Source organism: Bradyrhizobium sp. BRP22 (genome assembly GCF_020194175.1).
Taxonomy (GTDB): Bacteria; Pseudomonadota; Alphaproteobacteria; order Rhizobiales; family Xanthobacteraceae; genus Bradyrhizobium.
On record NZ_JADYVX010000002.1, the window covers coordinates 199,007 to 225,975 of the forward strand.

22 protein-coding genes and 2 pseudogenes are annotated in these 26,969 nt (G+C 63.3%); 15 read left to right on the forward strand and 9 right to left on the reverse strand.

Annotation, left to right across the window (positions count from 1 at the left end; translation table 11 throughout):
* Positions 1-66 precede the first annotated feature (66 nt).
* Positions 67-585, reverse strand: coding sequence for a CreA family protein (locus I6F35_RS03400; protein ID WP_225116458.1), 519 nt, complete (start codon positions 583-585; stop codon positions 67-69).
* A gap of 255 nt (positions 586-840) precedes the next feature.
* Between I6F35_RS03400 and I6F35_RS03405 the strand changes: the two genes are divergently transcribed.
* A complete protein-coding gene (locus tag I6F35_RS03405) occupies positions 841-2,556 on the forward strand; it encodes a L,D-transpeptidase (RefSeq protein WP_225116459.1) in 1,716 nt (571 codons plus the stop codon).
* Here the strand turns inward: I6F35_RS03405 and I6F35_RS03410 are convergent.
* The gene (locus I6F35_RS03410) at positions 2,553-3,014 is read right to left on the reverse strand and encodes a hypothetical protein (protein ID WP_225116470.1); all 462 of its coding nucleotides are present in this window, start codon (positions 3,012-3,014) and stop codon (positions 2,553-2,555) included. The two genes, I6F35_RS03405 and I6F35_RS03410, sit on opposite strands and share 4 nt — an antisense overlap.
* On the opposite strand from I6F35_RS03410, the gene I6F35_RS03415 reads away from it, so the two are divergent.
* From I6F35_RS03415 to I6F35_RS03425, 3 genes are all read left to right on the forward strand, one after another.
* Complete coding sequence (locus I6F35_RS03415; RefSeq protein WP_225116235.1) at positions 2,914-3,489, forward strand: glutathione peroxidase; 576 nt, start codon at positions 2,914-2,916, stop codon at positions 3,487-3,489. The genes I6F35_RS03410 and I6F35_RS03415 overlap by 101 nt on opposite strands.
* Positions 3,490-3,630: 141 nt before the next feature.
* Complete coding sequence (locus tag I6F35_RS03420; protein ID WP_225116236.1) at positions 3,631-4,632, forward strand: polysaccharide deacetylase family protein; 1,002 nt, start codon at positions 3,631-3,633, stop codon at positions 4,630-4,632.
* A 14-nt stretch (positions 4,633-4,646) separates the two neighbouring features.
* Positions 4,647-5,204, forward strand: a complete 558-nt coding sequence (locus I6F35_RS03425) for a dihydrofolate reductase (RefSeq protein ID WP_225116237.1) — start codon at positions 4,647-4,649, stop codon at positions 5,202-5,204.
* Between the two features lie 9 nt (positions 5,205-5,213).
* Here I6F35_RS03425 and I6F35_RS03430 read toward each other — a convergent pair whose 3' ends face one another.
* Both I6F35_RS03430 and I6F35_RS03435 read right to left on the reverse strand, forming a co-directional pair.
* Positions 5,214-5,663 carry a DoxX family protein gene (locus tag I6F35_RS03430; protein ID WP_225116238.1) on the reverse strand — a complete coding sequence of 150 codons (450 nt, stop codon included), beginning with the start codon at positions 5,661-5,663 and terminating at the stop codon, positions 5,214-5,216.
* Between the two features lie 101 nt (positions 5,664-5,764).
* Positions 5,765-8,074 carry an NADP-dependent malic enzyme gene (locus I6F35_RS03435; protein WP_225116239.1) on the reverse strand — a complete coding sequence of 770 codons (2,310 nt, stop codon included), beginning with the start codon at positions 8,072-8,074 and terminating at the stop codon, positions 5,765-5,767.
* Positions 8,075-8,320: 246 nt separating this feature from the next.
* Here I6F35_RS03435 and I6F35_RS03440 point away from each other — a divergent pair, with 246 nt between their 5' ends.
* Positions 8,321-10,294 (forward strand): hypothetical protein, encoded by a 1,974-nt coding sequence (locus I6F35_RS03440; protein WP_225116240.1) that lies wholly within the window; start codon positions 8,321-8,323, stop codon positions 10,292-10,294.
* A gap of 20 nt (positions 10,295-10,314) precedes the next feature.
* On the opposite strand, the gene aspS is transcribed toward I6F35_RS03440, so the two are convergent.
* Positions 10,315-12,090 (reverse strand): aspartate--tRNA ligase, encoded by a 1,776-nt coding sequence (gene aspS / locus I6F35_RS03445; protein ID WP_225116241.1) that lies wholly within the window; start codon positions 12,088-12,090, stop codon positions 10,315-10,317.
* A gap of 193 nt (positions 12,091-12,283) precedes the next feature.
* On the opposite strand from aspS, the gene I6F35_RS03450 reads away from it, so the two are divergent.
* From I6F35_RS03450 to I6F35_RS03470, 5 genes and pseudogenes are all read left to right on the forward strand, one after another.
* Positions 12,284-13,762 carry a protein adenylyltransferase SelO gene (locus tag I6F35_RS03450; protein ID WP_225116242.1) on the forward strand — a complete coding sequence of 493 codons (1,479 nt, stop codon included), beginning with the start codon at positions 12,284-12,286 and terminating at the stop codon, positions 13,760-13,762.
* 201 nt (positions 13,763-13,963) lie between these two features.
* Positions 13,964-14,167, forward strand: a complete 204-nt coding sequence (locus I6F35_RS03455) for a hypothetical protein (RefSeq protein WP_225116243.1) — start codon at positions 13,964-13,966, stop codon at positions 14,165-14,167.
* Positions 14,168-14,220: 53 nt separating this feature from the next.
* Positions 14,221-14,688, forward strand: a pseudogene (locus tag I6F35_RS03460) (NADH-quinone oxidoreductase subunit B family protein); the annotation flags it as partial.
* Positions 14,689-15,099: 411 nt separating this feature from the next.
* A complete protein-coding gene (chrA, locus tag I6F35_RS03465) occupies positions 15,100-16,326 on the forward strand; it encodes a chromate efflux transporter (protein WP_225116245.1) in 1,227 nt (408 codons plus the stop codon).
* A gap of 305 nt (positions 16,327-16,631) precedes the next feature.
* Positions 16,632-18,008 carry an alpha/beta hydrolase gene (locus I6F35_RS03470; RefSeq protein ID WP_225116246.1) on the forward strand — a complete coding sequence of 459 codons (1,377 nt, stop codon included), beginning with the start codon at positions 16,632-16,634 and terminating at the stop codon, positions 18,006-18,008.
* A gap of 306 nt (positions 18,009-18,314) precedes the next feature.
* Here I6F35_RS03470 and I6F35_RS03475 read toward each other — a convergent pair whose 3' ends face one another.
* On the reverse strand, positions 18,315-18,713 hold the full coding sequence (locus tag I6F35_RS03475; protein ID WP_225116247.1) for a hypothetical protein: 399 nt from the start codon (positions 18,711-18,713) through the stop codon (positions 18,315-18,317).
* Positions 18,714-19,553: 840 nt separating this feature from the next.
* Between I6F35_RS03475 and rnd the strand changes: the two genes are divergently transcribed.
* Complete coding sequence (rnd, locus tag I6F35_RS03480; RefSeq protein WP_225116248.1) at positions 19,554-20,708, forward strand: ribonuclease D; 1,155 nt, start codon at positions 19,554-19,556, stop codon at positions 20,706-20,708.
* Positions 20,709-20,936: 228 nt separating this feature from the next.
* Positions 20,937-22,001: a LysR family transcriptional regulator gene (locus I6F35_RS03485; protein WP_225116249.1), complete on the forward strand. Its 1,065-nt coding sequence runs from the start codon at positions 20,937-20,939 to the stop codon at positions 21,999-22,001.
* Here I6F35_RS03485 and I6F35_RS03490 read toward each other — a convergent pair.
* Positions 21,991-23,034 (reverse strand): annotated as a pseudogene (locus I6F35_RS03490) (autotransporter outer membrane beta-barrel domain-containing protein); the annotation flags it as partial. The gene I6F35_RS03485 and the pseudogene I6F35_RS03490 sit on opposite strands and share 11 nt — an antisense overlap.
* A 487-nt stretch (positions 23,035-23,521) precedes the next feature.
* Here I6F35_RS03490 and I6F35_RS03495 point away from each other — a divergent pair.
* Positions 23,522-23,725, forward strand: a complete 204-nt coding sequence (locus I6F35_RS03495) for a cold-shock protein (protein WP_225116250.1) — start codon at positions 23,522-23,524, stop codon at positions 23,723-23,725.
* A 99-nt stretch (positions 23,726-23,824) separates the two neighbouring features.
* Here I6F35_RS03495 and purN read toward each other — a convergent pair whose 3' ends face one another.
* Together purN and purM are read right to left on the reverse strand one after the other, a co-directional pair.
* Positions 23,825-24,478 (reverse strand): phosphoribosylglycinamide formyltransferase, encoded by a 654-nt coding sequence (purN, locus tag I6F35_RS03500; RefSeq protein ID WP_225116251.1) that lies wholly within the window; start codon positions 24,476-24,478, stop codon positions 23,825-23,827.
* Positions 24,475-25,548 carry a phosphoribosylformylglycinamidine cyclo-ligase gene (gene purM / locus I6F35_RS03505; RefSeq protein ID WP_225116252.1) on the reverse strand — a complete coding sequence of 358 codons (1,074 nt, stop codon included), beginning with the start codon at positions 25,546-25,548 and terminating at the stop codon, positions 24,475-24,477. Before purM ends, purN begins: the two co-directional genes overlap by 4 nt.
* A 159-nt stretch (positions 25,549-25,707) precedes the next feature.
* Here purM and I6F35_RS03510 point away from each other — a divergent pair, with 159 nt between their 5' ends.
* Entirely contained in the window at positions 25,708-26,250 is a 543-nt protein-coding gene (locus tag I6F35_RS03510) for a CDP-alcohol phosphatidyltransferase family protein (protein ID WP_225116253.1), read from the forward strand.
* 27 nt (positions 26,251-26,277) lie between these two features.
* Positions 26,278-26,955: a DnaA/Hda family protein gene (locus tag I6F35_RS03515; protein ID WP_225116254.1), complete on the forward strand. Its 678-nt coding sequence runs from the start codon at positions 26,278-26,280 to the stop codon at positions 26,953-26,955.
* Positions 26,956-26,969: the final 14 nt, after the last annotated feature.

The following is a 26,969-nucleotide window of genomic DNA, read 5'->3' on the forward strand; positions in this document are numbered from 1 at the left end:
CATGATCCGGAAGAGCGGGTTTTCGCTTGCGACGAACGGAAGCGTTTGCGTGGCGATCGTCGCATTCTATTGGATGAAGTCGCTGCACTTCTGCACGACGGTGTCGGCTGCGCCCCAGGGCATGATCGGCACCGATGAAGTCGAGTTCTTCGGCGAGCCTTCGATCAGCTTGTCTGAATACACCATGTAGACCAGCACGTTGCGCTTGGCATCGCAACCGCGGACGATCTGCATCTTCTTGAAGAACAGCGACCGGCGCTGGCGGAACATGTCGTCGCCCTGGCTCATCTTGTCCTTGAAGCGGATCGGGCCGATCTGCCGGCAGGCCAGCGAGATGTCTGAGACTTCCTCGGCCAATCCCAGCCAGCCCTTGAAGCCGCCCTTCTCCGGCACCGTGAAATGACAGGCTACGCCTTCGACCTCGGGATCATCGACGCCATAGGTCGCGAGCTTGTCGTTGGGCGAAATCCATTTGAACACGGTGGAGCGGCGGAAGATCAGGTCGGGCTCGTCGGCGGCAGCGGCCGCCTGCACCAGTCCCAGCGTCAAGACGACTGTGGCCAAAGCCAGCCTCTTCCAAGGCATTCGAGGAGAAGTGATGGCTTTGGCGCGCATGACGGCTCCGCTACGTTGTTGGCGCGGCCTATGTATGGCGAAAAGGCTGCGCGGGAAAGCTACAGGCGTTAACAGGCCTGGTCGGCTTTAACCGAATGTGAGGCTTTTTTGCTACGCTTTTGACGGAAAGCGTCGCGATCACAGAAGGGTTAAAGTGCCTGCGCTGGTGAACGTTTTGCGCGTCTGCGACAACCAACCAATATTGGACTGGGAATCTTGAGGACTATGCGCGTGTGCGGACGTCGGATTTCAACCTTGCATATTGCACGTGACCGGGTTTGGAAGATCGCAATTCTTGCGACGCTAGGCACGGTTGGCGCCGGATCGCAGGCCGATGCCGCGCTCTATTACTGGCGTGATTACGATCCCAGCTACTACCAGCCGGAGCCCCAGATCCAGCCGCGGCGGCAAAAGCCGCGCAAGCCCGCCGTAAAGGCAACAGTCCCCGAAAAGGAGACCGGCACCAAACCGCAGGCGCCGCTGATCATCACAGTCTCGATTCAGAACCAGAAGATGCGCGTCTTTGACGGCAACGGCCTGTTCGCCGAGAGCCCGGTCTCGACCGGCATGAAGGGCCACTCCACCCCGATGGGTGTCTTCAGCATCATCCAGAAACACAAATTCCATCACTCCAACATCTATAGCGGCGCGCCGATGCCCTATATGCAGCGGATCACCTGGTCGGGTGTCGCAATGCATGCCGGCGTGCTGCCCGGCTACCCCGCGTCGCATGGCTGCATCCGGATGCCGATGGCATTCGCGATCAAGATGTGGAATTGGACCAAGATGGGCGCGCGCGTCATCATTACACCCGGCGAGATCACGCCTGCGGCTTTCTCGCATCCGCTCCTCGCCACGCAGAAAGTGGTGCCGCAGCCGGTCGCAGAAGAACCGAAGGTTGACGCTCCGCTCGGCGTCAAGGGCGACAAAGGCGACAAGGGCGCGGAGATCAAGCCCGCCAACGAAACCAATCTCGAGTTGCGCGTGACCGTAGGCCACGCCGAGCTGCAAACGCCGCTGCGCGAGCAGACTCATACCGCGGACGCCAGCGGTGCGATGCCATCGGCAAGCCGCTCCGTCGCGTGGTCTGGCGCCGCCATGGCGAAAGCTGATGAGGCTTTGAAGAGCGAAGTGAACGGCGCCGCGCCCGGGACGCAGGCGGAAACCGAAGCTGGACTGACCAGGATCGCGGCGGCAACCGCTTCCAACGCCAGGCCGGACCCGATCGGCGACGCGAAATCCACGGCCGACCTGACGCCGGTTGAGATCACCGCCAGCACGGAACCTTCGAAAACCGAAGCGCCTGCCGTGAACGCCGAGACAAGGGCGGAAGCAGTCAGGCAGGATGCACCCAAGATCGACGCGGCAAAGCCGACCGAACCGAAGACTGCGGAGAGATCGGCCGAGCCCGTCAAGCAGGCCGACGCGCCCCCTGCCGACATCAAGAAGGATGCTTCACGCTTGCCTGGCGCCGCGAAGCTCGATCCACCGAAGCGGACCGGTCAGATCGCCGTCTTGATCAGCCGCAAGGATTCCAAGCTCTACGTACGGCAGAACTTCGCGCCGCTGTTTGAGGTGCCCGTGGTGATCGCGCCTGGCGAGCGGCCGCTCGGCACGCATGTGTTCACCGCCCAGGTCGACAAGAGCGACCCCAACCTGCTGCGCTGGTCGGTGGTCTCGCTGCCGACCGCGCGCACGACCATGCGTCTCGAGGACGACCCGGCACGGCGGCGCCGCGCCGCAGCCGCTCCCGCCGAACTCAAGCCGCAGCCGCTCGCCAGCAGCCCGGCGGAAGCGCTCGACCGCATCACCATCCCGCAGGACGCAATGGCGCGCGTTAACGAGGCGCTCACGTCAGGCGGCTCGATCATCGTCTCCGACCAGGGGATCAACCAGGGCGAAACCGGCGAAGGCACCGACTTCATCATGCCGCTGCGCTAGAGCATTTTCGGTTCTGATTGAATCAGAACCGAAGCTCTAGATTGTTGTTTTGACGCGTTTTCTTCACGCGAACCGGTATCCACTTCGCTCGAAAACGCTCTAAGCATCTCGGCTTGCCGCGGAGCATAGGCGGCCTGCACAAGCGCGGTGAACGGCCAAGACCTCCGCTCGTCATTCCGGGATGCGCCCGAAGGCGCAGGCCCGGAATCCATGACGCCACAAAACGCATGGATGAATAGATTCCGGGCTCGCGCTTCGCGCGCCCAGGAATGACAGACCCCGTAACGGCTTCTTGAAGGCCAAGGCCGCTCGGCCGGGTTATTGTTCCACGAACCTTCACTCTGAAGGGGAATGGCCATGATCAGCCGCAGGATCTTTGTCGCGGGTGCGGCAGCGATGTTGGCCGAACCTTTATGCTCCCGCGCCTTGCAGGCACAGCCGGCGATGAGCCGGATCACCGCCTATGCCTTCTCCTTCCCGGCGCTGCAGGGCGGCGACATCCGCCTCGCCGAGCATGCCGGCCATCCGCTCCTGATCGTCAACACCGCCTCGCTCTGCGGCTTCACCCCGCAATATATGGGGCTGCAGGCGCTGTGGACCGAATTCCGCGACCGTGGCCTCGTTATCGTCGGCGTCCCCTCCAACGATTTCGGTAATCAGGAGCCCGGCGGAGCAAGCGAGATCGCGGAAACAGCCCATCACCAATATGGCGTCACCTTCCCGATGGCCGCCAAAGCCGTCGTGAAGGGCCCCAATGCGCATCCCTTTTACAGATGGGCGGCCGAAGCGCGCCCGAAGGATGTCCCGCGCTGGAACTTTCACAAATATCTGATCGGCCGCGACGGCTACATCGCCGACGTCTTCCCTGAGTCGGTTCCGCCGGAGGACACCAGGGTCAAGACCACGATCGCCCGGGCGCTGGCGGCAGCCTGACCTCAGCAATTTACCTGTGCAGGAAATCGGCCCCCGTTGCATTGGCGGGGGGCGACCATCTAGGCTACTATTAGTTGGGGTAGGAGGCGGTTCGGGCGGGTATCGATACCTTCATCCGCACGATAGCTAGGGAACACAGCCATGCGCATTGCGGCAGGTCTGATCTTTGCGGGCGCAGTTTCGCTGCTCTCGTCCACCGCGGTTTGGTCGCAGACTCCACCCGCCACCAAAGGCGCTCCCGCCGCCAAGGGTGCGGCCGCCGCGCCGGCGCCTGCGCAGCAGGCGGCCGCTCCGCAGGCAGCGCCTGCGCCGGTTCCCGCCGCAGCCCCTGCGCAGCCGCCGCAACCCGCCCGCGCGCCCTGCAACAATCCGAACGCGCTCGGCGTCGGCCGCACGGTCGAGATCGACACCACGGGTGGACCCGGCTTCGGATTCGAGCATTTCAAGCAACTCGATTTCCTGCGCGACCACGAGGTAGTCCTCACCTTCGACGACGGTCCGTGGCCGAACAACACCCCTGCCGTGCTGAAGGCCTTGGCGGACGAATGCACCACCGGCATCTTCTTTCCGATCGGCAAGCATGCGACCTACCATCCCGAAATCCTCAAGCAGGTCTACAAGGCCGGCCACACCGTCGGCGCACATACCTGGTCGCATGCCAACCTGAACAACAAGAAGCTGACCGAGGACCAGCGCAAGGACGAGATCGAGAAAGGCTTCGCCGCGGTCAAATGGGCGCTTGGCGTTTCACCCGCGCCGTTCTTCCGCTTCCCGGCGCTGCAGCATCCGCCGGAAATGGTGACCTATCTCGGCACCCGCAACATCGCCGTGTTCTCCTGCGATCTCGACTCGTTCGATTTCAAGGCGAGCAAGCCGCAGGCGGTGATCGACACCGTGATGAAGAAGGTCGACAAGCTCGGCAAGGGCATCATCCTGATGCACGACTTCCAGAGGCACACCGCGGAGGCGCTGCCCGAATTGTTGAGCCGCCTGAAGGCCGGCGGCTACAAGGTCGTGGCGATGCGCGCCAAGTTCCCGGTGACGACGCTGCCCCAGTATGAGGAAGAGCTCGCCAAGGACGCCAAGCTGCCGACGGTGAGTGCGCGTCCGGTCAACAGCGTCGTGACGACGGTTTCTGAATAGCGTCCCGCGTCGTCGTGCCGGCGTTGCGTTTCGAAGGCTATGTCATCGTCTCCGCCGATGGCCGGCTGGCCAACGCCGATAACGTGATGCCGAACGAGTTGAAGTTCGAGGGCGACAAGACATTCTTCTCCGCCGCCCTCGACCGTGCCGACCTGATCGTGCACGGCCGCAATTCCTACGAGGACCAGCCGAACTCGCCACGGCGAAAGCGCATCATCGTGACGCGCAAGGTGAGTGCCACCGCACCCGATCCGACAAATCCGAAAGCCACGCTCTGGAATCCCGCCGGCGCCTCGTTCGAGACGGCGAGCGCGGAAGCGGGCGTCACCTCCGGCACCGTCGCGATCATCGGCGGTCCTTCGGTGTTCGACATGTTCATGGACCGCTACGACACCTTCTGGCTGTCGCAGGCGCCGCGGGTGAATCTACCCGACGGAGAACCCTGTTTTCCCGGCGTCCCTGCCCGTTCGCCGCAGCAGATCCTCGCATCTCATGGCCTGAAGCCTGGCGAGCCAAAACTGCTGGAGCCGGATCAGGACGTCACCGTCACGCCGTGGCGGCGCGACATTTAACTGCGATAGCTAAACATCACCATAGGCTTCGGCATTGCGCGGCGTGCGGCCGTAGCCGGCGAGGATGAACAGCGCGCCGATGATCGACAGGTTCTTCAGCGCCTCCATCAGCGTACGGGCGTTCTCTGGCGCCGGCTGATTCCAGAAATCGTGGAAGTAGAAAGTCGCGCCGACCACGAGGATGATGAGCAGGATCGAGAAGAACCGCACCAGGAGGTTCAGCGCGATCATCAGGCCGGCAATGATTTCGAACGCGCCGACCGAAATCGCGAGCAATTGCATGATCGGCATTGCCGCCAGCGTTTCGAGCTGCTGCGCATAGGGCGCCGCAATTGCGGGAATGGTGACCTTGGCTGCGAAGGAATCCGCGGTCGCCTGGATCGCCACCAGCTTGCTTGCTCCCGAATAGATGAACAGCACGGCGAACAAGACTCGCCCGAAAGCAATGAACCCCGGCATGGTCGTCCCCGTTGCAGTCATGAACCAAGCGGAACGATTATGGTCGTTCCGCCTGCCGCGAGCAATTCGAATCCGTCTGCGCCGAATGCTCCTTGGTTGAACTAGCCGAACAGGGTCGGCTGCGCGCGGCCTGCACGCTCCTGCGCCTCGACGGCGGCGACCGCTGTCATGTTGAGAACACCGCGCGCCGTCACTGACGGCGTGAGGATATGCGCCGGCCGTGCCGGGCCGATCAGGATCGGGCCGACGGGAAGCGCGTCAGCGAGCGCCTTTATCATCTGGTAGGCGATGTTGGCCGCATCCAGATTCGGCATGATCAGGATGTTGGCCTCGCCTTCCAGCTTCGAGCCCGGTAGCACCAGGTCGCGCACGGCCTGCGACAGCGCGGTGTCACCTTGCATTTCGCCGTCGGCTTCGATCTCCGGATGCTTCTCTTTAAGAAGCTGCGTGGCGCGGCGCATCTTGCGCGAGGATTCGGTGTCGTAGCTGCCGAAATCCGAATGCGACACGAACGCGACCTTCGGCTTGAAGTTGAAGCGCTGGACATGGATCGCCGCGAGCGAAGCCATCTCCGACAGCTCCTCCGGGCTCGGATTCGGCCGCACCTGCGTATCCGCGATGAAGTAGGCGCCCTTGGTCGAGATCATCAGCGCCAGCGCCGCATAGTCGCTGACCCCGGGCAGGAAGCCGATGATCTCGCGCACGTGGCGCAGATGGCTCATGTAGCGGCCCTCGACGCCGCACAGCATGGCATCCGCCTCGCCGCGCATCACCGCAAGCGCCGCGATCACAGTGTTGTTGGTGCGCACCACCGTGCGCGCCGCATCCGGCGTCACGCCGCGCCGGCCGGCGACCTCGATATAGGACTGCACATAGGAGCGATAGCGCGGATCGTCCTCGGGATTGACGAGGTCGAAATCCTTGCCGGCCCTGATCGCGAGGCCGAAGCGCTTGATGCGGGCCTCGACCACCGAGGGCCGCCCGACCAGGATGGGGCGCGCCAGCTTCTCTTCCAGCACCACTTGCGTGGCGCGCAGCACGCGCTCGTCCTCGCCTTCGGCATAGATCACGCGTACCGGCTGGGTCTTGGCCTTGGCGAACACCGGCTTCATGACGAGGCCGGAGCGGAACGCGAAGCGTTCGAGCAGCGCGGTGTATTCGTCGAAATTCTTGATCGGCCGCGTCGCCACGCCCGATTCCATCGCCGCCCTCGCCACCGCCGGCGCGATACGCAGGATCAGGCGCGGGTCGAACGGGCTTGGGATCAGCGAGCCCGGCCCGAAACCCTGCGTCTCACCGGAGTCGAAACGCGAGGCGACCGCATCCGACGGCGGATCGCGCGCGAGCTGCGCGATCGCGTCCACCGCCGCATGCTTCATCGCCTCGTTGATCGCGGTCGCGCCGACGTCGAGCGCGCCGCGGAAGATGAAGGGAAAGCACAGGACGTTGTTGACCTGGTTCGGGAAGTCCGACCGTCCCGTACAGATCATGGCGTCGGGCCGTGCTTTGCGCGCCTCGTCAGGCATGATCTCCGGCACCGGGTTGGCGAGCGCCATGATCAGCGGCTGCTCCGCCATCTGCTTGGCCATTTCCGGCTTCAGCACGTTCGGCGCCGAAAGCCCCAGGAAGATGTCGGCGCCGCCGATCACATCGGCCAGAACCCGCGCGTCCGTTTTCTGCGCGTAGACCGCCTTCCAGCGGTCCATCGAGGTGTTGCGGCCCTCATGCACGACGCCGTCGATGTCGCAGACCCAGATGTTCTTGCGCTGCGCCCCCATCGACACCAGGAGATTGAGGCAGGCGATCGCGGCCGCGCCAGCGCCGGAGCAGACGATCTTCACGTCGGACAGCTTCTTGCCGTTGAGCAGCAGCGCGTTGACGATCGCAGCCCCGACGATGATCGCGGTGCCATGCTGGTCGTCGTGGAAGACCGGGATCTTCATCCGCTCCTTGAGCTGCGCCTCGATCTCGAAACATTCCGGCCCGCGGATGTCCTCCAGATTGATGCCGCCGAAGGTCGGCTCCAGCGCCGCCACCGTCTCGACCACGCGCTCGATCGTGTCGGCCTTGATCTCGATGTCGAACACGTCGATGCCGGCAAATTTCTTGAACAGCACCGCCTTGCCTTCCATGACAGGCTTCGACGCCAGCGGGCCGATATTGCCGAGCCCGAGCACCGCGGTACCGTTACTGACCACCGCGACCAGGTTCGCGCGCGCCGTCAGCGAGGCGGCCTCGGCGGGGTTCTTTGCGATCTCGGTGCAGGCGGCGGCGACGCCGGGCGAATAGGCGAGCGCGAGGTCGCGCTGGTTGGCGAGCGGCTTGATTGCCTGTATTTCAAGTTTGCCCGGTCGCGGCAGCCGGTGATAGGCCAGCGCCGCCGAATGGAGATCTTCAGAAGAGGATGACATCGTACTCTCGCGTTTCCGGCCTCAAGCTCTTATTCTGTGCGGGTCTAACAAGGCCAGTTGTCCGGCAGATGGAGCCCGGATGTGAAGCACGCCGGGCCCCCCTGATGCAACATCGGATCGCACCCCCGTCAACAGCCGTCCGGGTGCGCAATATTTGAAGCCATATCGCCCTTTTCTTCCCCGGTCATCCCCCTGAGAACATGGCAATTTAATCTCCCGCATGATCGGCAATTCGGAGCTCACCGGATGATACGGATTTTGATCGGCCTGATCGCCGCGGTCATGGTCGCTGCCGCCGGTCTGCTCGGCTTCAATCTCTACCTGCAGCATCGCGTGACCACCGGGATCGAGGCGGCCTTCGGCCAGGTCCGCGCCGCCGGCGGCAAGGCTACTCACGGCAAGGTGACGGTGGATATGCTGGCGCGCACGGTCGAGATCGTGGACATCGTAGCCGAATCGGCGGCGCAGCCGCCGGCGCGGCTGCGGATCGCGAGCCTGATCGCCACCGGCGTCCGCCAACCCGATCCGGCGCGCTTCTCGGCCGACAGCATCGAACTGGCCGACATCGAACTGGCAACCGAGGTGACTGAGCAGGTCCCGGCCAAGATCAGCTACAAGGTGCCACGCTTCACGGTGAAGGACTATTCCGGCCCCTCCAACCCGGCGCAACTGCCGGCCTCGGAATCCCTGATCGACATCTATCGCTTTGCGCTCCAGCAATTCACCGCCGTCGCGGCCTCATCGGTCACGATCCCCTCGGTGAGCGGCACCATCAATGGCGGCTCGCCGATGCCTGACGGCGGCGAGTTCGCCTATTCGGGCGTTGCACTGCAGGACATCAGGGATGGTAAGGTCGCCAGCACCAAAGCGGATCAATTCACCTTCGCGGTGAGCATGCCGCAGGCGGGCCGGCGCGAGAAGCTCAGCGGCACTCTCTCCAATCTCACCGCTCATGGTTTCGACGCGGCCGCCGCCGGCACCGTGCTTGATCCGCAGAAGTCCGGCGACGACAGCTATCACCGCGTCTATCGGCAGATCTCGGCCGGCCCCTACGTGCTAGCCTCCGATCGGGGCGTGCGGGCGCAGATCGACAGCATCACGATCGACGATATCGCGGTACGTCCGTCGAAGCTGCAACTGGCGCCGATCCTAGCGCTGGTGCCGCAGCCCGGAGCCGCCCCTCCGACCCAGGCGAAGGCGCGCGAGATCGCTGAGACGATGGCGGGCTTTTATGAAGGCATTCGCATCGGCAATGCGGAGCTGCGCGGACACACGATGCAGACGCCGCAAGGACCCTTCAAGCTGGCGGCGATCCGCACCAATCTGGAAAACGGCCGCGGCCGACTGGCACTTGAGGGCCTCGAGGTCGAGACCCCGAAGGGGCCGTTCAGATTCGAGCGTTTTGCGCTGAACTCCTTCGACATCCCGCAACTGCTGCGCTTCGCCGCCAACGCCGGGCCAACACCCACACCGGCGGAAATCTTCAGTCTGTTCGGGGTGTTCGAAGGCGTCGAGATCAAGGGCGCCGCCACGCCGTTCGGCAATACCAACAAGCTCGTCAACATCGATACCATCAGCCTGGGCTGGGGCCAGTTCATCGGTCCCGTTCCAAGCAAGGCGCATCTGGTCGCGAAACTGAACGTCCCCGTCGATGCGACCAACCCGGCGATGCAACCGCTCGTGGCGGCCGGCCTCGACCGGGCGGCGATCGACATCGATCTCGGCGCCGGATGGACCGAGCAGTCGGGCGCCTTCGTGCTCGCGCCCGCACGCCTCGAGATCGGCAACCTCGTGAAGGCGTCGGCCCGCGTCGCGCTCGCCAATGTGCCCCGCGGCGTGTTCTCCCTCGATCCGGTGCAAGCGGCGAACCTGGCGACAGAGATCGACGCTGGGACAATCGAGCTCAGCTTGCACGACAGCGGCAGCGTCGATGTCGCGATTGCGCAATATGCCCGCGCCCGCAATGTCAGTCGCGAGACGGCGCGAGCCGCCATCACCGACCAGATCAAGGCGTTTGGCCAAAGCATCGGCGCTTCCAACCCCGATGCCGCCGCCGCACTGGATGCCGTGGTCCGCTTTGTCGAAACGCCGGGACAAACGCTGATCATCAAGCTGACGCCGCTCGGCAAGGTGCCGGCGCTCCAACTCGTTGAGCTCCTGCAAACCGACCCGCTGATCGCGCTCGCGCAATTCCGCGTCGAGGCCTCGACGGGATTGTAGATGCTGCCGTGGCTACGCGCCTACCTCTTGTTCGGCAGGTTGACCCTGATGTGAAGCTCGCGGAGCTGCTTCGTCGTGGCTTCCGAGGGCGCGCCCATCAGGAGATCCACCGCCTGCTGGTTCATCGGGAATAGCGATATCTCGCGCAAATTCGTGGTGCCGCACAAGAGCATCACGATGCGGTCGAGGCCCGCCGCCATGCCGCCATGCGGCGGCGCGCCGTATTGGAACGCGCGGTACATGCCGCCGAAACGCTCGACCACGTCCTCTTCGCCATAGCCCGCGATCTGGAACGCCTTCACCATCGCTTCCGGCTTGTGGTTACGAATGCCGCCGGAGGCGATCTCGTGGCCGTTGCAGGCGATGTCGTACTGGAACGCCTTGATCGTCAGCGGGTTCTGGGTCTGCAGCGCTTCCAGTCCGCCCTGCGGCATCGAGAACGGGTTGTGCGAGAAGTCGATCTTCTTGTCGTCCTCGTTGTACTCGTACATCGGGAAGTCGACGATCCAGGCCAGTTCGAACCGGTCCTTGTCGATCAGGTTCAACTCCTCGCCGAGCCTGGTGCGCGCAAGGCCGGAGAACTTCCAGAACTTGTCGGGATCGCCGGCGACGAAAAACGCGGCGTCACCCTCCTGCAGCCCGAGCTGTTCGCGGATTGCAGCAGTCCGCTCAGGGCCGATGTTGTTCGCAAGCGGGCCGGCGCCCTCGCCGCCTTCGCGCCAGAAGATGTAGCCGAGCCCCGGCTGCCCCTCGCCCTGCGCCCAGGAGTTCATGCGATCGGCGAACGCACGTGAACCGCCGCCCTTGGCCGGGATCGCCCACACCTGGTTCTTCGGGTCCTCCAGCATCCGCGCGAACACCTTGAAGCCGGAGCCGCGGAAATGCTCGGATACGTCCTGCATCACGATCGGGTTGCGCAGGTCAGGCTTGTCGGTGCCGTATTTGCGGATCGCCTCCGCAAAGGGAATCCGTGGCCAGTTCTTGGTCACCGGCTTGCCCTTGGCGAAATCCTCGAACACGCCCGTGATCACCGGCTCCATCGCCGCGAATACGTCTTCCTGGGTCACAAAACTCATTTCGACGTCGAGCTGGTAGAATTCGCCCGGCAGGCGATCGGCGCGCGGGTCCTCGTCGCGGAAGCAGGGCGCGATCTGGAAATAGCGATCGAAACCCGACATCATGATGAGCTGCTTGTACTGCTGCGGCGCCTGCGGCAGCGCGTAGAACTTGCCGGGATGGATGCGCGAGGGCACCAGGAAGTCGCGCGCGCCCTCCGGCGAGGACGCGGTCAGGATCGGCGTCTGGAATTCGAAGAAGCCCTGCTCCTTCATCCGCTTGCGCATGGAATCGACGATCGCGCCGCGGGTCATGATGTTCTGGTGCAGCTTGTCGCGACGCAGGTCGAGGAAACGGTACTTAAGCCTTATGTCCTCAGGATATTCCTGCTCGCCGAACACCGGCAGCGGCAGCTCGGCGGCGGGGCCGAGCACCTCGATCTCGCTGACATAGATCTCGACCTGCCCAGTCGGAAGTTCCGGATTGTCGGTGCCTTCGGGGCGGCGGCGGACCTTGCCGTCCATCCGCACCACCCACTCCGAGCGCAGCTTCTCGGCATCGTGGAACGCGGCCGAGTCCGGGTCCGCCACGCATTGGGTGATGCCGTAATGGTCGCGCAGGTCGATGAACAGCACACCGCCATGGTCGCGAACGCGATGGACCCAGCCGGAAAGGCGGACCGTCTCGCCGATATGGCTCTCGCGGAGCGCGCCGCATGTATGTGACCGGTAGCGATGCATGGACTTCCCAAACAGATGTCGGAGGGTGGAATCGGGCTAGGGCATAATGCCCTACCCGAATTTGCGCAGGGTTTACCCGAGGCGGCCCGGTGCGGCAACCAAAGGACGGCGCGTTTTGCGCCCGAACCGGACATTTTCGGCCCCGATGGCGCGAAGTGTTTGCCTATTTAGGACCCGAGCCTATCTTTAGGCCATGACCGTGCATTTCCCCTTCCAGAACTCCTATGCGGCGCTGCCGGCGAACTTTTTTGCCCGCGTTGCGCCTACCCCGGTTGCGGCCCCGCGCCTGATCAAGCTCAACCGGCCGCTCGCGGTTCAACTCGGGCTTGATCCGGACCTCCTGGAAACCCCGGAAGGGGCGGAAATCCTCGCCGGCAAGCGCCTGCCCGAGGGCGCCGACCCCATCGCGATGGCTTATGCCGGCCATCAGTTCGGCCATTTCGTTCCGCAGCTCGGCGATGGCCGCGCCATCCTGCTCGGTGAGATCATCGATCGGGACGGCGTCCGCCGCGACATCCAGCTCAAGGGTTCCGGCCCGACCCCATTCTCCCGCCGCGGCGACGGCCGCGCCGCGCTCGGCCCGGTCCTGCGCGAATACATCGTCAGCGAGGCGATGTTCGCGCTTGATATTCCGACCACGCGCTCACTCGCCGCCGTCATCACCGGCGAGCATGTGATCCGCGAGACCGCACTGCCCGGCGCGGTGCTGACGCGTGTGGCGGCGAGCCATGTCCGCGTCGGCACCTTCCAGTTCTTCGCCGCCCGCGGCGACACCGACGGCGTGCGCGCGCTGGCCGACCACGTGATCAACAGGCACTATCCGGACGTCGCCAAGGCCGACCGCCCCTATCACGCGCTGCTCGAAGGCGTCGTCGCCCGCCAGGCCGAACTCGTCGCGCGATGGCTTTTGGTCGGCTTCATCCACGGCGTGATGAACACCGACAACACCTCGATATCCGGCGAGACCATCGACTACGGCCCCTGCGCCTTCATGGACGATTACAACCCCGCGCAGGTCTACTCCTCGATCGATGAGATGGGCCGCTACGCTTATGGCAACCAGCCGCGGATCGCGCTCTGGAACCTGACGCGGCTCGCCGAATGCCTGCTGCCGCTGCTCTCCGACGATCAGGAGAAGGCGATCGAACAGGCGCAGTTCATTCTCGGCGATTTCTCCGAGAAATTCAGCGCCGCCTATGCAGCCGGCCTGCGCCGGAAGGTTGGCTTGTTCACCGAACGCGACGGTGACGAGGCGCTGATTGAGAGTCTCCTGGACGCCATGGCGAAGAACCACGCCGACTTCACGCTCACCTTCCGCCGCCTCGGCGACGCGGCCCTGGATGCATCGGCCGACGAGAACGTCCGCGCCCAGTTCATGGATCCTACGGCCTTCGACGAATGGGCCAAGCGCTGGCGCGACCGTCTCGCCCTCGAGCCGCAAACGCCGGTCGAGCGCCAATCCGCCATGCACGCCGTCAATCCCGCCTTCATCCCGCGCAACCATCGCGTCGAAGCGGTGATTGCGGCCGCGACGAACGACGACGATTACGCCCCGTTCGAGGAATTGTTGACGGTGCTGGCAAAGCCCTACGACGACCAGCCGCAATACGCGGCCTACGCTGATCCGCCGCTACCTGATCAGCGCGTGCTGCAAACCTTCTGCGGGACCTAGCGGCAGCCCCTCTTGTCATTCCGGGCACGCGAAGCGTGAGCCCGGAATCCATTCATCCCCCTCGTTTGCGGCCCGATGGATTCCGGGCCTGCGCCTTGCGGCTCATCCCGGAATGACGACGGCGCCTGCTCGCATTCGTTAGCAACAATTCGCCATTCCGATCGTTGGCCGAACTCTGACCCGCCAGTGATGGAGTGTGGCATGAACGAGCGCAGTCGCGATCCGGGAACTCCCGTCAAGCGCGTCGAGCCGAACGGCGTCGAGCCCGAATTCTCGGAGGATGATCTTCAAAGACAGCAATTCGGGCCACGCGGAGTGCCTGGAAAACCAGACCCGGCGACGATGACGCCGCAACGGGCCAAGAAGACGCCAAAGAATGCCGATCCTGGCGGTCACACCGCCTGAGCTGAGCGAGACCGCCCATGCTGGATCCGCGGCCAATGTTGCAAAACGTAGAACATGACCTCAGCGATCGCGGCTACTTCGTCGCGCCGCTCGATGACCTCGTGACATGGGCGAGATCGGGGTCGCTGATGTGGATGACGTTTGGCCTGGCCTGTTGCGCCATCGAGCAGATGCAGGTGTCGATGCCGCGCTACGACATCGAGCGCTTCGGCGCCGCGCCACGCGCCTCGCCCCGGCAATCCGATGTCATGATCGTCTCGGGAACCCTGTGCAACAAGATGGCTCCCGCCTTGCGCAAGGTCTACGACCAGATGCCGGAGCCGCGCTACGTGATTTCGATGGGCTCCTGCGCCAACGGCGGCGGCTATTATCACTATTCCTATTCGGTCGTGCGCGGCTGCGACCGCATCGTTCCAGTGGACATCTACGTTCCCGGATGTCCACCGACCGCAGAAGCCCTGCTCTACGGCATCATGCTCTTGCAAAAGAAAATCCGGCGCACCGGCACGATCGAACGATGATGGCCAATCGGCCGTAGGACGGTAGAGCGAAGCGAAACCCATCAAAGCCCCTTCAAACATCTTCATGATGGGTTTCGCCTCGCTCCACTCATCCTACGAATTGCCATGAATGGGAACGGGGCCCGGTGTGCCTAGGAGACCGAGCCCCATAACCTCAACAACCTGGCCGCCAAGCTGTTCGGCTACATTCGCACTCTAGCGCGGCGGGCCTATCCTGTATTGATCTGCCGCAACTGTGGCGAGCGTTTCGCCACGTGGTGAATCGCGCGAGAGCGTCGATCCCGATCCGATTCCAGCGTCGGCAGCGTCGCGCGACTTTGTCTTGCTGTTGCCGCGTCCTGTCCGAATATGCTCCGATACGAACGAGAAGACTCGCGCGAATTTCGGTTCAGCCGATGGGAATTGTGGGCGATGAACACTGAGCGGATATCAGATGGCGGAGCAAAGCCTCCGCGCACAGGCTCGCCGCTCGAAGTGCTCCTGGTCTTTCTCGAGCTCGGGCTGACGTCGTTCGGCGGCCCCATCGCCCATATCGGTTATTTCCGCAGCGAGTTCGTCGAGCGCCGCAAATGGCTCGACGAGCAATCCTATGCGGACCTCGTGGCGCTCTGCCAGTTCCTGCCTGGCCCCGCCAGCAGCCAGGTCGGATTTTCGCTCGGATTGATGCGTGCCGGCTATCCCGGTGCGCTGGCGGCCTGGACGGGATTCACGCTGCCATCAGCCATCGCACTCGTGCTGTTTGCCTATAGCGCCAGCGCATTGAGCGGACCCGTCGGAACGGGACTGGTACACGGCCTGAAACTCGTGGCGGTCGCGATCGTCGCGCAGGCGGTGTGGGGTATGGCGCGGACGCTGTGTCCTGACCGGGAGCGCGCCACGATCGCGACGATCGCCGCGCTCATCATCCTGTTCAGCACGTCATCGGTGGCGCAGATCGGTGCCATCCTGCTCGGCGGCGTTGCCGGCTTGTGGCTCTGCCGCGCCGCGCAGCCGAGCGGGCAAAGCCATTTCGCCGTGCCGGTCTCGCGCGCCGCAGCGCTCACCATGCTCGCAGCCTTCCTGATCCTGCTCGTCGGCCTGCCGATCCTGATCCGGCTATGGCCGTCTTCGGGCCTCGCCTTGTTCGACGCGTTCTATCGCTCCGGTGCCCTCGTGTTTGGCGGCGGCCACGTGGTGCTGCCGCTGCTGCGCGAGGCGGTGGTTACGCCGGGCTGGGTCGGCGACGACGTGTTTCTGACCGGCTATGGCGCGGCACAGGCCGTCCCCGGACCGCTCTTCACCTTCGCCGCCTATCTCGGCGCCGTCGTCAACACGTCGCCGCACGGCATCGCCGGCGCCGTCATCGGCTTGCTCGGCATATTCCTTCCGGGCGTCCTGATCCTGTTGGCGGCGCTGCCGTACTGGGACAGTTTTCGCAAACGCGCCGGCGCCCAGGCGATGATGCGCGGAGTCAACGCCGCCGTCGTCGGCATCCTCGGCGCGGCGCTCTACAATCCGGTATGGACCAGCACGGTCAAGACTTCAGCAGATTTTGCCATCGCCCTCGTCGGCTTTGTGCTGCTCATGGCCTGGCGCGCACCTCCGCTCGTGGTCGTCGCCTTCAGTGCAATCGCGGGAATGGGCGCGGCGATACTGTGAGCTTCCGTCAGCCGGCCGAACTCGCACTTGCATGTTCCGTACCTCGACCAGTGTTTTCCCGGATAGGATCCCGATCGCCCTCGTGTTTTAAAATATGACGTTCATGTAGGCATATTCACGTGCGCCCGGCAGCCGACGCTGCCGGGCTATTCGTTTGGATGCATCAAATAGTCTAATTTGGAGAGCCGTGAGATACGTGCGCTGCTATGTCGAAGCGGCGAATTTTCGATCGCACCAGTTGCGAGTTCGCGCGAGGATCGATAATCTATAGTTGTATTTTGACTAGTAAATTTGAGAAAGACAAGATGTTTTCGCAGCGCATTCTTCGGCTTCTAACCGGCCTGCTCTGTCTGTTCACTTTCGCCGGAGGGGAGAACGATGCTCGCGCCGAAGGCACCGAAAATTCTCACTACGCCCGAAGAGAAGACCGGAGCAAAACGGTTATTGTGTTCGTTCACGGGTGGACAGGCAATGCTGTACAGACATGGACCAATCCCAAGACTGGAGCTTATTGGCCCGACCTGCTGAGGACCGATCCGGCATTTGCCGGCATGAATATCTACGTACTCGAATATCCTGCAGCCAAGACCGCGGGCGGCTTGACTATCACCGATATCTCGGAAGCTCTTTACGCACGACTCGTTGCAGATCAGATCATGTCGTACGACAAGGTAATCTTTTTGGCGCATAGCTTGGGTGGACTGACAGTTCGTCAAATGCTCCTGGCTCAGAGAGACTTAGCAGAAAAGGTATCGTTTCTCTTCTTCTTCGGTACCCCGACCGAAGGAAGTGACTTGGCAAGGATCGGCCAGTACCTTTCACACGACCCTGTCATCCCTCCCCTTACTCCGATCGACAGGCCCGTGGACGCCTACCTTTCGGTGATGATGCGTTTATGGGGCGCGGCCAGATTTCCATTCAAGACCTATTGCTCTTTCGAGAGGCAACGGACGAAAGGGGTCTTCATCGTCTCAGAACTCAGTGCGACTCGCTTATGTACCGAGCAAGGCCCTCCCATCAACGAAACGCACGAAAACATGGTCAAACCAGCCGATACTCGCGCCGATTCATACATAGCCCTCCGAAATGTTCTGCCGCAATACAACAAGCCGCGCGGGCCAGGTGTCGAAACCGTTGACGTCAAACGAACGATAGACGCATCGAGAATCAAATGTGGTGCGCGCGGTGAAAAAGTCGACGAAGTCGACATTGTCGACGAGCTCCATTTTGTTGACTCGCCGCCGAGCCAATATCTCGCGCGAGCTGAAGAAATGCCCGGCGAAACAGTTCGTGTGCACGATCTCATCAGCGATAGCGAGCCGCCTCCAGATATTTATGAATCCGGACGTATCAGGTATTTCAAAGTAAAGGTTACCGTTAAGGACGACTACGCGAAGGTGAGATACGCTTGGAGGAATGCGCACTCCGGCGATGAAATCGAGGTCTGGGCTCGTCCTCGAGCGCTGCTTCGGGACTTCAGCGCAACTCTTAAGCTCCCCCCCGGCGTGGACGTGCGGCCCAAGTCAATACGGCCGCAGGAGGCTGCCTGCGAATGGACAGACCAAAACAAGACGATTTCCTGCACCAAGGTCAACAGCCGGGACGAGCCGATCGTCGTTACATGGGATTGGGACGCTTGGAAGTCCTGCAAGACGCAAAAAAACAACCGGCAAAAAAAATAGGCGCAATCTCTTGCGCCTAACTAAAGAACTTCTGCGGACTTGCGAGTCTTCGTCGCGTTCGTCCGACGGCGTTAGCCGCAGTGCGCGCTGGAGACCGACATCCGACAGCTCCTTTCCAAAGAGGAACAAACGCTTCGACGAATACAACTCGCCTCTTCTATATAGGCATCGATTTGGCGGGCGGAAGGCCCAGTCACCCGGCCGTGATTATATGAGACAACCATTTGTTGACGCTGTTTTTTTGGCTCACACTCTGGATTTCTCTTGTCGTCAAAGCGACGATGGAGGTCGTAGAGCGGCCTCGTTTTAGGCCGCCTTCTGCAGCGGATACGTCTGCAGACGCCGCGCCGATAGCGCACAACCGCAATCATGCACGGTGCTCTGCTCGATAACGAAGCGGCGCTTCTCCAGCAGGGCGCGAAGGTTTTGGTTCGCTCCCAGCTTCTGGGCCTCGACCCACACCACCAGCACGCCGCTGGGGCTCAGGCAATTCACCAGCCAATCCAGCGTGGCCTCGAGCGTGCGCAGCGGTCGTCGGCGCCAGTCGACGAGCGCGACGTCGTACTGACCGGCCGGACGCCCGCAATTGCCGGTCGCGGCCGCGCGCGAATAGCCGCGTCGCTGCAGCTCCAGCATCAATTCGAAGCTCTTGGAGCCGGCGACGACGATGCGGTGCTGTGTGGAGCAGCGCGCCAGTTGGATCATCGGATCAACGATCCTGTCGCCAGTGCCGACCTGAAGGGAAGACATGACATCACCTATTCCATTCGCTCGCGCCCCCAGTGTGTCGGGGCGCACCTTGCATGCGCGGAATATCTTCACAGCCGGATATGTTTTCGAGAGCGACGGACCTGCAGCCGTATATGAGCCGCATAGAGGCGTAACCGCGCCGCCCCGTAGGATGTGTAGAGCGAAAGCGAAACCCATCACGGCTGATCTTGCTCAAAGGCCGGTAGCTTCGCTCTCATGATAGGAAGCGCACTCAACAGTATCCCCTCAGCCTGAGGAGGTTGCGCAGCAACCGTCTCGAAGGCCGAGGCCACCGGCGGGGCCTCATGGTTCTCCGAGCGATGCGCAGCATCGTCTCGAGACGCGCTGCGCGCTCCTCACCATGAGGGGCGACACAGGTGCCCTGGCGGCATACGCCACCCGTGACCATTAACCTCTTATCCACCATCGCGGCGGCCGTCCGCCGGTAACCAAGTCCCTTAACAGACCGTCAATCCGATCCCGACAAGTCTAGCGGCTTTCTTAAGGAGGATTGCCGATGGAAATCTTTGCGCTTGAATTCGTGGGAATGGCGATGGTGGCGCTCTGCCTTGTCGTGCTCGCAATGCCTGCGGCACGCCGGCCGTCCAAGCACGCGCGTCACGAGTAAGGCGGCGGCCCAACCACCGTTTTCGCGCCCCGCAACGCCCGTCTGGCGGTTCGCAGCCGGTTCCAAGCGGCTGGTCCTGACCCTATGCAAGGCCAGAATTGCAGCCAAGACCCTTGACATACCTGCACTTTCGGCAGAACGCGTGTCGGAAGCGTCATGGACTGTTCATGGATCTGATTACCACCACCTGGGAACTGCAGGCGGCCTGCGACCGCTTGGCCGCTCACCCCGTCATCACCGTCGACACCGAGTTCCTGCGGGAGACGACCTACTATCCCCTGCTCTGCGTGCTGCAGATGGCGAGCCCGGACGAGGCCGTCGTGATCGATGCGCTCGCCCCCGGGATCGACCTGGCACCATTCTTCGAATTGATGGCCAATGAGAAGGTGCTGAAGGTCTTCCACGCCGCGCGGCAGGACATCGAGATCGTCTGGCACCGCGCCAACACCATTCCGCACCCGATCTTCGACACGCAAGTTGCGGCCATGGTGCTAGGCTATGGCGACAGCATCGCCTATGACCAGCTCGTCGAGCGCATCACCGGCCATCGGCCGGACAAGACCCACCGCTTCACCGACTGGTCGCGCCGGCCGCTCAGCGCCGAGCAGATCCAGTACGCCGTCTCCGACGTCACTCATCTGCGCGACGTCTTCACCGCGCTCGATGCCGACCTGAGGAAGCGCGGCCGCAATGACTGGGTCAGCGAGGAGATGGAGATCCTGACCTCTCCCCGCACCTACGACTTCCACCCGGAGCGCGCCTGGGAACGGCTGAAGACCAGGGTGCGGAAGCCGCGCGAACTCGCGGTCCTGATCGAGGTCGCCGCGTGGCGCGAGCAGGAAGCGCAGAGCCGCGACGTGCCGCGCTCGCGCGTGCTGAAGGACGAGGCGGTCGGCGATATCGCAACCCACGCGCCGACGACGCTGGAGAAGCTTGCCAACCTGCGCTCGCTGCCGAAAGGATTCGAGCGCTCGAAATGGGGCACCGACATCATCGCCGCCGTGCAGCGCGGGCTCGCCCGCGATCTCGCCAAGCTGCCGAAGATCGAGAAGCCGCGCAACAACGCCAATGGCGCGGCGATCGTCGAGCTGTTGAAGGTGCTGCTCAGGATGACGTCGGAGCGCCATGCGGTCGCAAGCAAGGTGATCGCGACCGTCGACGATCTCGAGCAGATCGCGGCCGACGACCATGCCGATGTCGCCGCCCTGCACGGCTGGCGGCGCGAATTGTTCGGCGACTCGGCGCTCAAGCTCAAGCATGGCAGGCTCGCGCTTGCCATCGACAAGGGGCGCGTCGTCAAGGTCGAACGCGCCAAGGAGTAGCGGGGTAGTTATCGGCTTGCGCAGACCTAGAGCATTTTCGGTTCTGATCGAATCAGAACCGAAGCTCTAGATTCTTGTTTTTACGCGCTTTCTTCACGCGAACCGGTATCCACTTCGCTCGAAAACGCCCTGGCGCACTTATGTTGAAATTCCAGGTCGCAAGCAACACTTTGTGCATCTTCATCCCATAGGTTGCGGCATCATCCCTCTACACGGGACAAGAAACGCATGCCGCACGACCTGGCCGGCAGCGCTGCGCCCATGCAGCGCAAGAAACTTGAAGACACGCTCCGCCCTTCGTGGGGAGATTTGCGGGTGTTCCTGCTGTGCGCGCGGAACCGCAGCTTCAGCCGCGCCGCCGACGTCCTTGGCGTGCCGGCGACCGCAGTGATGCGCAAGATCGACAAACTCGAGGACGATCTCGGCTGCAACCTGTTTTCTCGCGATGAGGCGCAACTGGCGCTGACCGGCGAAGGACGGGCGCTGCTGTTCGACGTTGAGCAGATGGAACGTCTCAGCCTCAACGTGATCAGGCGCGCACGGGCGCCCGCGGAGGTGAGCGGCAGCGTGCGGATCGCGGTGACCGAAGGCCCCGGGAACTTCTGGGTATTGCCGCGGCTGATCACGTTCGAGCGGACCTACCGCAGCATCATCGTTGACCTGCGTTGCGTCTCCGACTGCGGCGAGGTTCCGCGGCAGGAGGCGGACATCTCGCTTCAGATCGAGCGGCCGAGCGATCCCGAACTGATCGCGACAAAGATCGGCCGGTTGCACATCCACGCCTTCGCCTCGAAAGCCTATCGCGATGCCCACGGCCTGCCGGCTTCGCTCGACGAGCTGAAGCACCACCGCATCGTCAAGCAGGATGGCGTGCCGCATGGTGAGGGCACCCTCAAGCGGATCCTCGGCGTGGATTCGCTGGAAGGCATCGTCGGCATCTCCACCAATTCCAGCGTGGCCGTGCTCTACGCCGTCGAACAGGGCGCGGGAATTGGCTTCCTGCCGAGCTCGGTGATAGCGCTCGGTGCGCCGCTGGTCGCGGTCGACCTCGGCGTCAACCATCATCTGGACCTATGGCTCTGCTATCATCGCCAGTTCCGCCACTCCGACCGCCACAGGCTGATGATCGAATGGCTGAAGAGCATCTTCGATCCCAAGGTCTATGCCTGCTTCCGCGATGAATTCATCCGTCCCGACGAATTGACACCGTTGATGGTGGGCTCGCGCGAGCATTTTGGATTGCAGAACTACGTCGCGCCGCAGCCCTTCCCGATCGAGACGACTACCACTTGAACTCGACGCCGACGGTGCCCTGGTACGACTGCATCGCGGCGCGGAACTTGCCGTCATAGTTGAGGTAGAGCCGCGCGGTGTTGGTCAGGCTCAGCGACGCCGACGCGCCGGCATCCGCGCCATATTGGCTTTCGCCGATGCCCTGCAGCGTGATGCTCTGGCTGCCGAGGCTGACGGTGATATCGCCAAAGTTCTGCACGACATTGTCGACGAACTTGCCGTACGCCGAGAGGTCGAACACCTTCTGGTCGAAGATCCAGTAATGCCCGACCTCCGCTCCGATCATCACCCGCATCCGCTCCACGGTGGCGGTGCTCACGAAGACGGGATCGAGGCCGCCGAACTCCTGGAATGATCCGGTCCTGGCCCGGACATATTCCACGCTCGCCTTTGGCACGATGCGGCTCTGGTCCTTGTCCCAGTAATAGCCGAGCTCGCTCAGCGCGCCATCGAGCTTGGCGTTATAACCCGCCATCGCAAGACCAAAGCCGGTGTCACGATTGGAGCGGATGTTGCCGAAGCCGTGCACCACGGCCATCGCCCAGGTCCACGGCCCCTTGTCGACGGTGGCGTGAGCACCGAGCTGGGTCAGGTCGATGCTCGCCGATTGCAGCGCGAGCGGCACGTCGATGTCGGTGCGGCTCTGGTCGACGGAGAAACCGAGATTGACGCCCGGCGCGATCCGCGCGCCGATGCCGGCCACTCCGCCCCAGGTCTTGCGGCGGTCGCCGACGAAATCGCCGACAGCGTCGTTGCGCGCGGAGATGCCGTAGCCCTCGAACCAGGTGCGGAAGCGCGGCGCCTCCACGCTCTCGGAGGCGCCTCCTCCGCCCGGATTGGTCCGCGACATGCGATTAAAACCATTAGTCGCCTGGTTGCCGAGCCGCTCCAGGAAGTTGCTGCCGAGATTGGTTATCGCCAAAGCGGCCGAGCGATCGACGTTAACCATACCGGCCGTGGGCGACGGGCTTGGCGTCGGCGTCGGGCTCGGGCTGGGCGTCGGGGTTGGTGTGGGTGTCGGCGTTTGGGCCTGCGCCGAAGCGATCGTGCCGATGGCCAGGAAAAGTGTCGCCGCAAGGGTCCATGCGGGGCCACGGCGGCCCCTGACGGAGCTTGCTCGCGACGGGCGCCATGAGCAGCGCATGCATTTAATTCCCAAGAACGACGCGAGCTGGAAAAAGGCGCAAAAACAGCGATCGGTATCGGCCGATTTGCCCCTACTTCGCCGGCGGCGTCAATCGAGCGGCCGCGCGCACGTGGCCCGAAGCGGCTGCGTTGTGGTCCGTCGGCCACAGGAGTTGCCGCACTGCACCGATTTCCCGTGGCACGCCAGAGGCTTGCTAACTTGCAATTTTCGTGTTGCAATCTCCGGCACAATCGGATTTGGCCGTTCGACTGTGCGTTTCGCGACCTTGAAGTCCAAGATTCGGAATTTGATCAGACTGCCGGAAGCCGGTTTGTGGCGTGGCACGCGCACAGCGTGGCCGCGTCTTTTTTGTGTCTAGACGAGGAGACAGGCGATGCCGAAGGGTACCGTCAAGTGGTTCAACCCAACCAAGGGTTATGGGTTCATCAAGCCGGCCGTCGGCGACAAGGACGTCTTCGTCCACATCTCGGCGGTTGAGCGTGCGGGACTCTCCACGCTCAACGAAAACCAAACGATCGAGTACGACCTGGTGGAGAACCGCGGCAAGTCATCCGCGGAAAACCTCAAGGTCTCCTAGACTTCAGTCACGATCCGCTCGGCAGTCCCTGCGGGCCATCTTGATTGTGACCCCCGGCATCACCCCGGGGGGATTTCTTTGACGGACGCGGACACTGCACTAGCTTGCCGCGGGCGAAATCAGCGTGCCGTTTGACGCTTCGCTTCCTGCTGTCCTGCAGACATCGCCCTCCAGCCTGAGCTGACCTGCCGCGAGCAGCCGCAGCGCTTGCGGATAGATCTGATGCTCGATCTGGATGACGCGCGCCGCCAGCGTCTCCGGCGTATCGTCATCGGCGACCACGACCGCGCCCTGCACCACGATCGGCCCGGCATCGGTCTTCGGAATCACGAAATGCACCGTGGCGCCCGAGATCTTTACCCCGGCCTTCAGTGCCTGGCCGTGCGGATCGAGGCCGGGGAAACACGGCAGCAGCGACGGATGAATGTTGAGCATCCTGCCGTACCAGCGCTGCACGAATTCCGCCGTGAACAGCCGCATGAAGCCGCCGAGGCAGATCAGCTCGACGTTCCTCTCGTCGAGCGCACGCTGCAGCATCGCCTCGAAACCGGCGCGGTCCTTGCCGAATGGCTTGCTCTCGATGACGATGGTCGGGATGCCGCTCGCGCTGGCTTTCGCAAGGCCCGCGGCGTCGGCGCGGTTGGAGATCACCACGGCGATCTCGGCCGGAAAGTCCTCCGCCTTCGCGGCTTCGATCAGCGCGACCATGTTCGATCCGCGCCCGGAAATCAGGATGGCGACGCGGCGCTTCATTGCGAAAGATCGAGATGGCCGTTGTAGACCACGCGATGCTCGCCCGCGGCGTGGATCACTTCGCCGAGCAACGCCACGGTCTCGCCGCTTTCGGTGAAGACCTCCGTCACCCGATCGACCGCATCCGCTTTCACGATCGCGATCATGCCGATGCCGCAATTGAAGGTGCGCAGCAGTTCGAGCTCGGCGATACCGCCCGCTTCCGCCAGCCATTTGAACACCGGCAGCACCGGCAGCCGGGCGAGATCGATGCCGACCCCCATATGCTTCGGCAGCACCCGCGGGATGTTGTCGGTGAAGCCGCCGCCGGTGATATGGGCCAGCCCCTTGACCGCCCCGGTCTCGCGGATCGCGCGCAGGCAGGATTTGACGTAGAGCTTCGTCGGCGCCAGTAGCGCGCCGCCGAGTGTCATCACCGGCGAGAACGGCGCCGGGGCCTCGAAGCTGACGCGCGACTGCTCGACGATCTTGCGCACCAGCGAAAATCCGTTGGAGTGCACGCCGGAGGAGGCAAGGCCGATCACGGCATCGCCGATCGCGATATCCGGCCGCGGCAAGAGCGTCCCGCGCTCGGCAGCCCCGACCGCAAACCCCGCCAGGTCATAGTCGCCGTCCTTGTACAGCCCCGGCATCTCGGCGGTCTCGCCGCCGATCAGCGCGCAGCCGGATTCGCGGCAGCCTTCGGCGACGCCGGCGATGATCGCGGCCGTCGCCTCAGGATCGAGCTTGCCGCAGGCAAAATAGTCCAGGAAGAACAGCGGTTCCGCGCCCTGCACCACGAGATCGTTGACCGACATCGCCACCAGGTCGATGCCGATCCCGTCATGCAGTCTGGTCTCGATTGCGATCTTGACCTTGGTGCCGACGCCGTCGGTCGCGGCTATCAGCACCGGATCCTTGAAGCCGGCCGCCTTCAGGTCGAACAGCCCGCCGAAGCCGCCGATCTCGGCATCCGCGCCGGCGCGTGCGGTGGCGCGGACCATCGGCTTGATCAGATCGACCAGCCGGTTGCCGGCATCGATGTCGACGCCGGAATCCGCGTAAGTGAGGCCGTTCTTGCGCTCGGTCATGGAAAATTCCAGTTGAAGACGGCTGGTTACGAGGAATTCCGCCCCCGCGCAATGGCTCGCAAGGCGGGCGGCAGTATACTATGTAGATAACAACCGGCTCAGCCCGCAAAAGAGCCGAATCTTCCGTGAATTCAGGCCGGTAGCCGGGAAGCGACCGAGTTGAGTATTCCTAATATCATCACCCTGGGCCGCATCATCCTGGTGCCGGTCATCGTCTGGGCGATCGTCTCCAGCCAGATGGAAATCGCCTTCGCGATCTTCGTGATCGCCGGCGTCAGCGACGCCGTTGACGGTTTCCTCGCCAAGCGCTTCAACATGACGAGCGAACTCGGCGCCCTGCTCGATCCGCTGGCCGACAAGGCGCTGCTGGTGTCGATCTATGTAGCGCTGGGGATCTGGGGCGCGGTGCCGCGCTGGCTCGTCATCCTGGTGGTGTCGCGCGACATCATGATCGTGACCGCCGTGATCGTGTCCTGGCTGTTCGACAAGCCGGTCGAGATTAAACCCCTGATGGTCTCGAAACTTAACACGGTGGCTCAGGTTGCCTTTGCGGCGCTGGTGCTGGCCTCGCTCGGTTTCGGTTTCGAGCCAAGGCCTTATGACCTGATCCTGATGGGACTTGTCACCATCTTTACTTTGGTTTCCGTGTCCCTCTATCTCGTGGAGTGGGTACGGCACATGAGCACGATCGAAGCGCGCTAGGGCGTCCTCGTCCCGGAGAGTTTGTACGTGGCAGGTAGCGTTCATCCTCGTCAGCTTGCGTTGGCGCTGCCGCATGCGGAGAGCCTGACCCGCGACGACTTTCTCGAGGGAACGGCGAACGAGGCCGGCCTCGCTCTGATCGAGAGCTGGCCCGACTGGCCGAACCGCATCATGCTGCTGGTCGGCCCGGAAGGATCGGGGAAGAGCCACCTCGCCGCGATCTGGGCCGAGCGAGCCGGTGCGCGTTCGACATCGGCGCAGGCGCTGGTGGCCGAGACCGTGCCGGCGGACCTCGCAACCGGTGCACTGGTGGTCGAAGACTTGAAGCCGCACGGCTTTGACGAGCGCGCGATGTTTCATCTGCTCAATCTCGCCCGCCAGGACGAAGCCTTCGTGCTGATGACCGCGCGCATTCCGCCATCCGCGTTCGAGATCGAATTGCGCGACCTTCGGTCACGGCTGCGTGCGGTGCCGACCGTTTCGCTGCTGCCGCCCGACGATCTCTTGTTTCGTGGACTGATCGTCAAATACTGTACCGACCGCCAGATGGCCGTCGACGAATCCTTGGTGAGCTATCTCGCCAGCCGGATCGAGCGCTCCTACGCTGCCGCCCGCCAGGCGGTGGAACGGCTCGACACCGAGGCGCTGCGGCTCGGCCGCCCGGTGACGCGGGCGCTGGCGGCGGAACTGTGGCGGAACGCCTGATCCCTGCGACTTGA

Coding starts and splice junctions, on each gene's coding strand:
- purM (WP_225116252.1), bottom strand. CDS start 25,548: ATGACCGAGCGCAAGAACGGCCTCACTTACGCGGATTCCGGCGTCGAC.
- I6F35_RS03440 (WP_225116240.1), top strand. CDS start 8,321: ATGATACGGATTTTGATCGGCCTGATCGCCGCGGTCATGGTCGCTGCC.
- I6F35_RS03400 (WP_225116458.1), bottom strand. CDS start 585: ATGCCTTGGAAGAGGCTGGCTTTGGCCACAGTCGTCTTGACGCTGGGA.
- I6F35_RS03415 (WP_225116235.1), top strand. CDS start 2,914: ATGATCAGCCGCAGGATCTTTGTCGCGGGTGCGGCAGCGATGTTGGCC.
- I6F35_RS03405 (WP_225116459.1), top strand. CDS start 841: ATGCGCGTGTGCGGACGTCGGATTTCAACCTTGCATATTGCACGTGAC.
- chrA (WP_225116245.1), top strand. CDS start 15,100: ATGAACACTGAGCGGATATCAGATGGCGGAGCAAAGCCTCCGCGCACA.
- I6F35_RS03435 (WP_225116239.1), bottom strand. CDS start 8,074: ATGTCATCCTCTTCTGAAGATCTCCATTCGGCGGCGCTGGCCTATCAC.
- I6F35_RS03450 (WP_225116242.1), top strand. CDS start 12,284: ATGACCGTGCATTTCCCCTTCCAGAACTCCTATGCGGCGCTGCCGGCG.
- aspS (WP_225116241.1), bottom strand. CDS start 12,090: ATGCATCGCTACCGGTCACATACATGCGGCGCGCTCCGCGAGAGCCAT.
- I6F35_RS03430 (WP_225116238.1), bottom strand. CDS start 5,663: ATGCCGGGGTTCATTGCTTTCGGGCGAGTCTTGTTCGCCGTGCTGTTC.
- I6F35_RS03485 (WP_225116249.1), top strand. CDS start 20,937: ATGCCGCACGACCTGGCCGGCAGCGCTGCGCCCATGCAGCGCAAGAAA.
- I6F35_RS03470 (WP_225116246.1), top strand. CDS start 16,632: ATGTTTTCGCAGCGCATTCTTCGGCTTCTAACCGGCCTGCTCTGTCTG.
- I6F35_RS03495 (WP_225116250.1), top strand. CDS start 23,522: ATGCCGAAGGGTACCGTCAAGTGGTTCAACCCAACCAAGGGTTATGGG.
- purN (WP_225116251.1), bottom strand. CDS start 24,478: ATGAAGCGCCGCGTCGCCATCCTGATTTCCGGGCGCGGATCGAACATG.
- I6F35_RS03455 (WP_225116243.1), top strand. CDS start 13,964: ATGAACGAGCGCAGTCGCGATCCGGGAACTCCCGTCAAGCGCGTCGAG.
- rnd (WP_225116248.1), top strand. CDS start 19,554: ATGGATCTGATTACCACCACCTGGGAACTGCAGGCGGCCTGCGACCGC.
- I6F35_RS03420 (WP_225116236.1), top strand. CDS start 3,631: ATGCGCATTGCGGCAGGTCTGATCTTTGCGGGCGCAGTTTCGCTGCTC.
- I6F35_RS03475 (WP_225116247.1), bottom strand. CDS start 18,713: ATGATCCAACTGGCGCGCTGCTCCACACAGCACCGCATCGTCGTCGCC.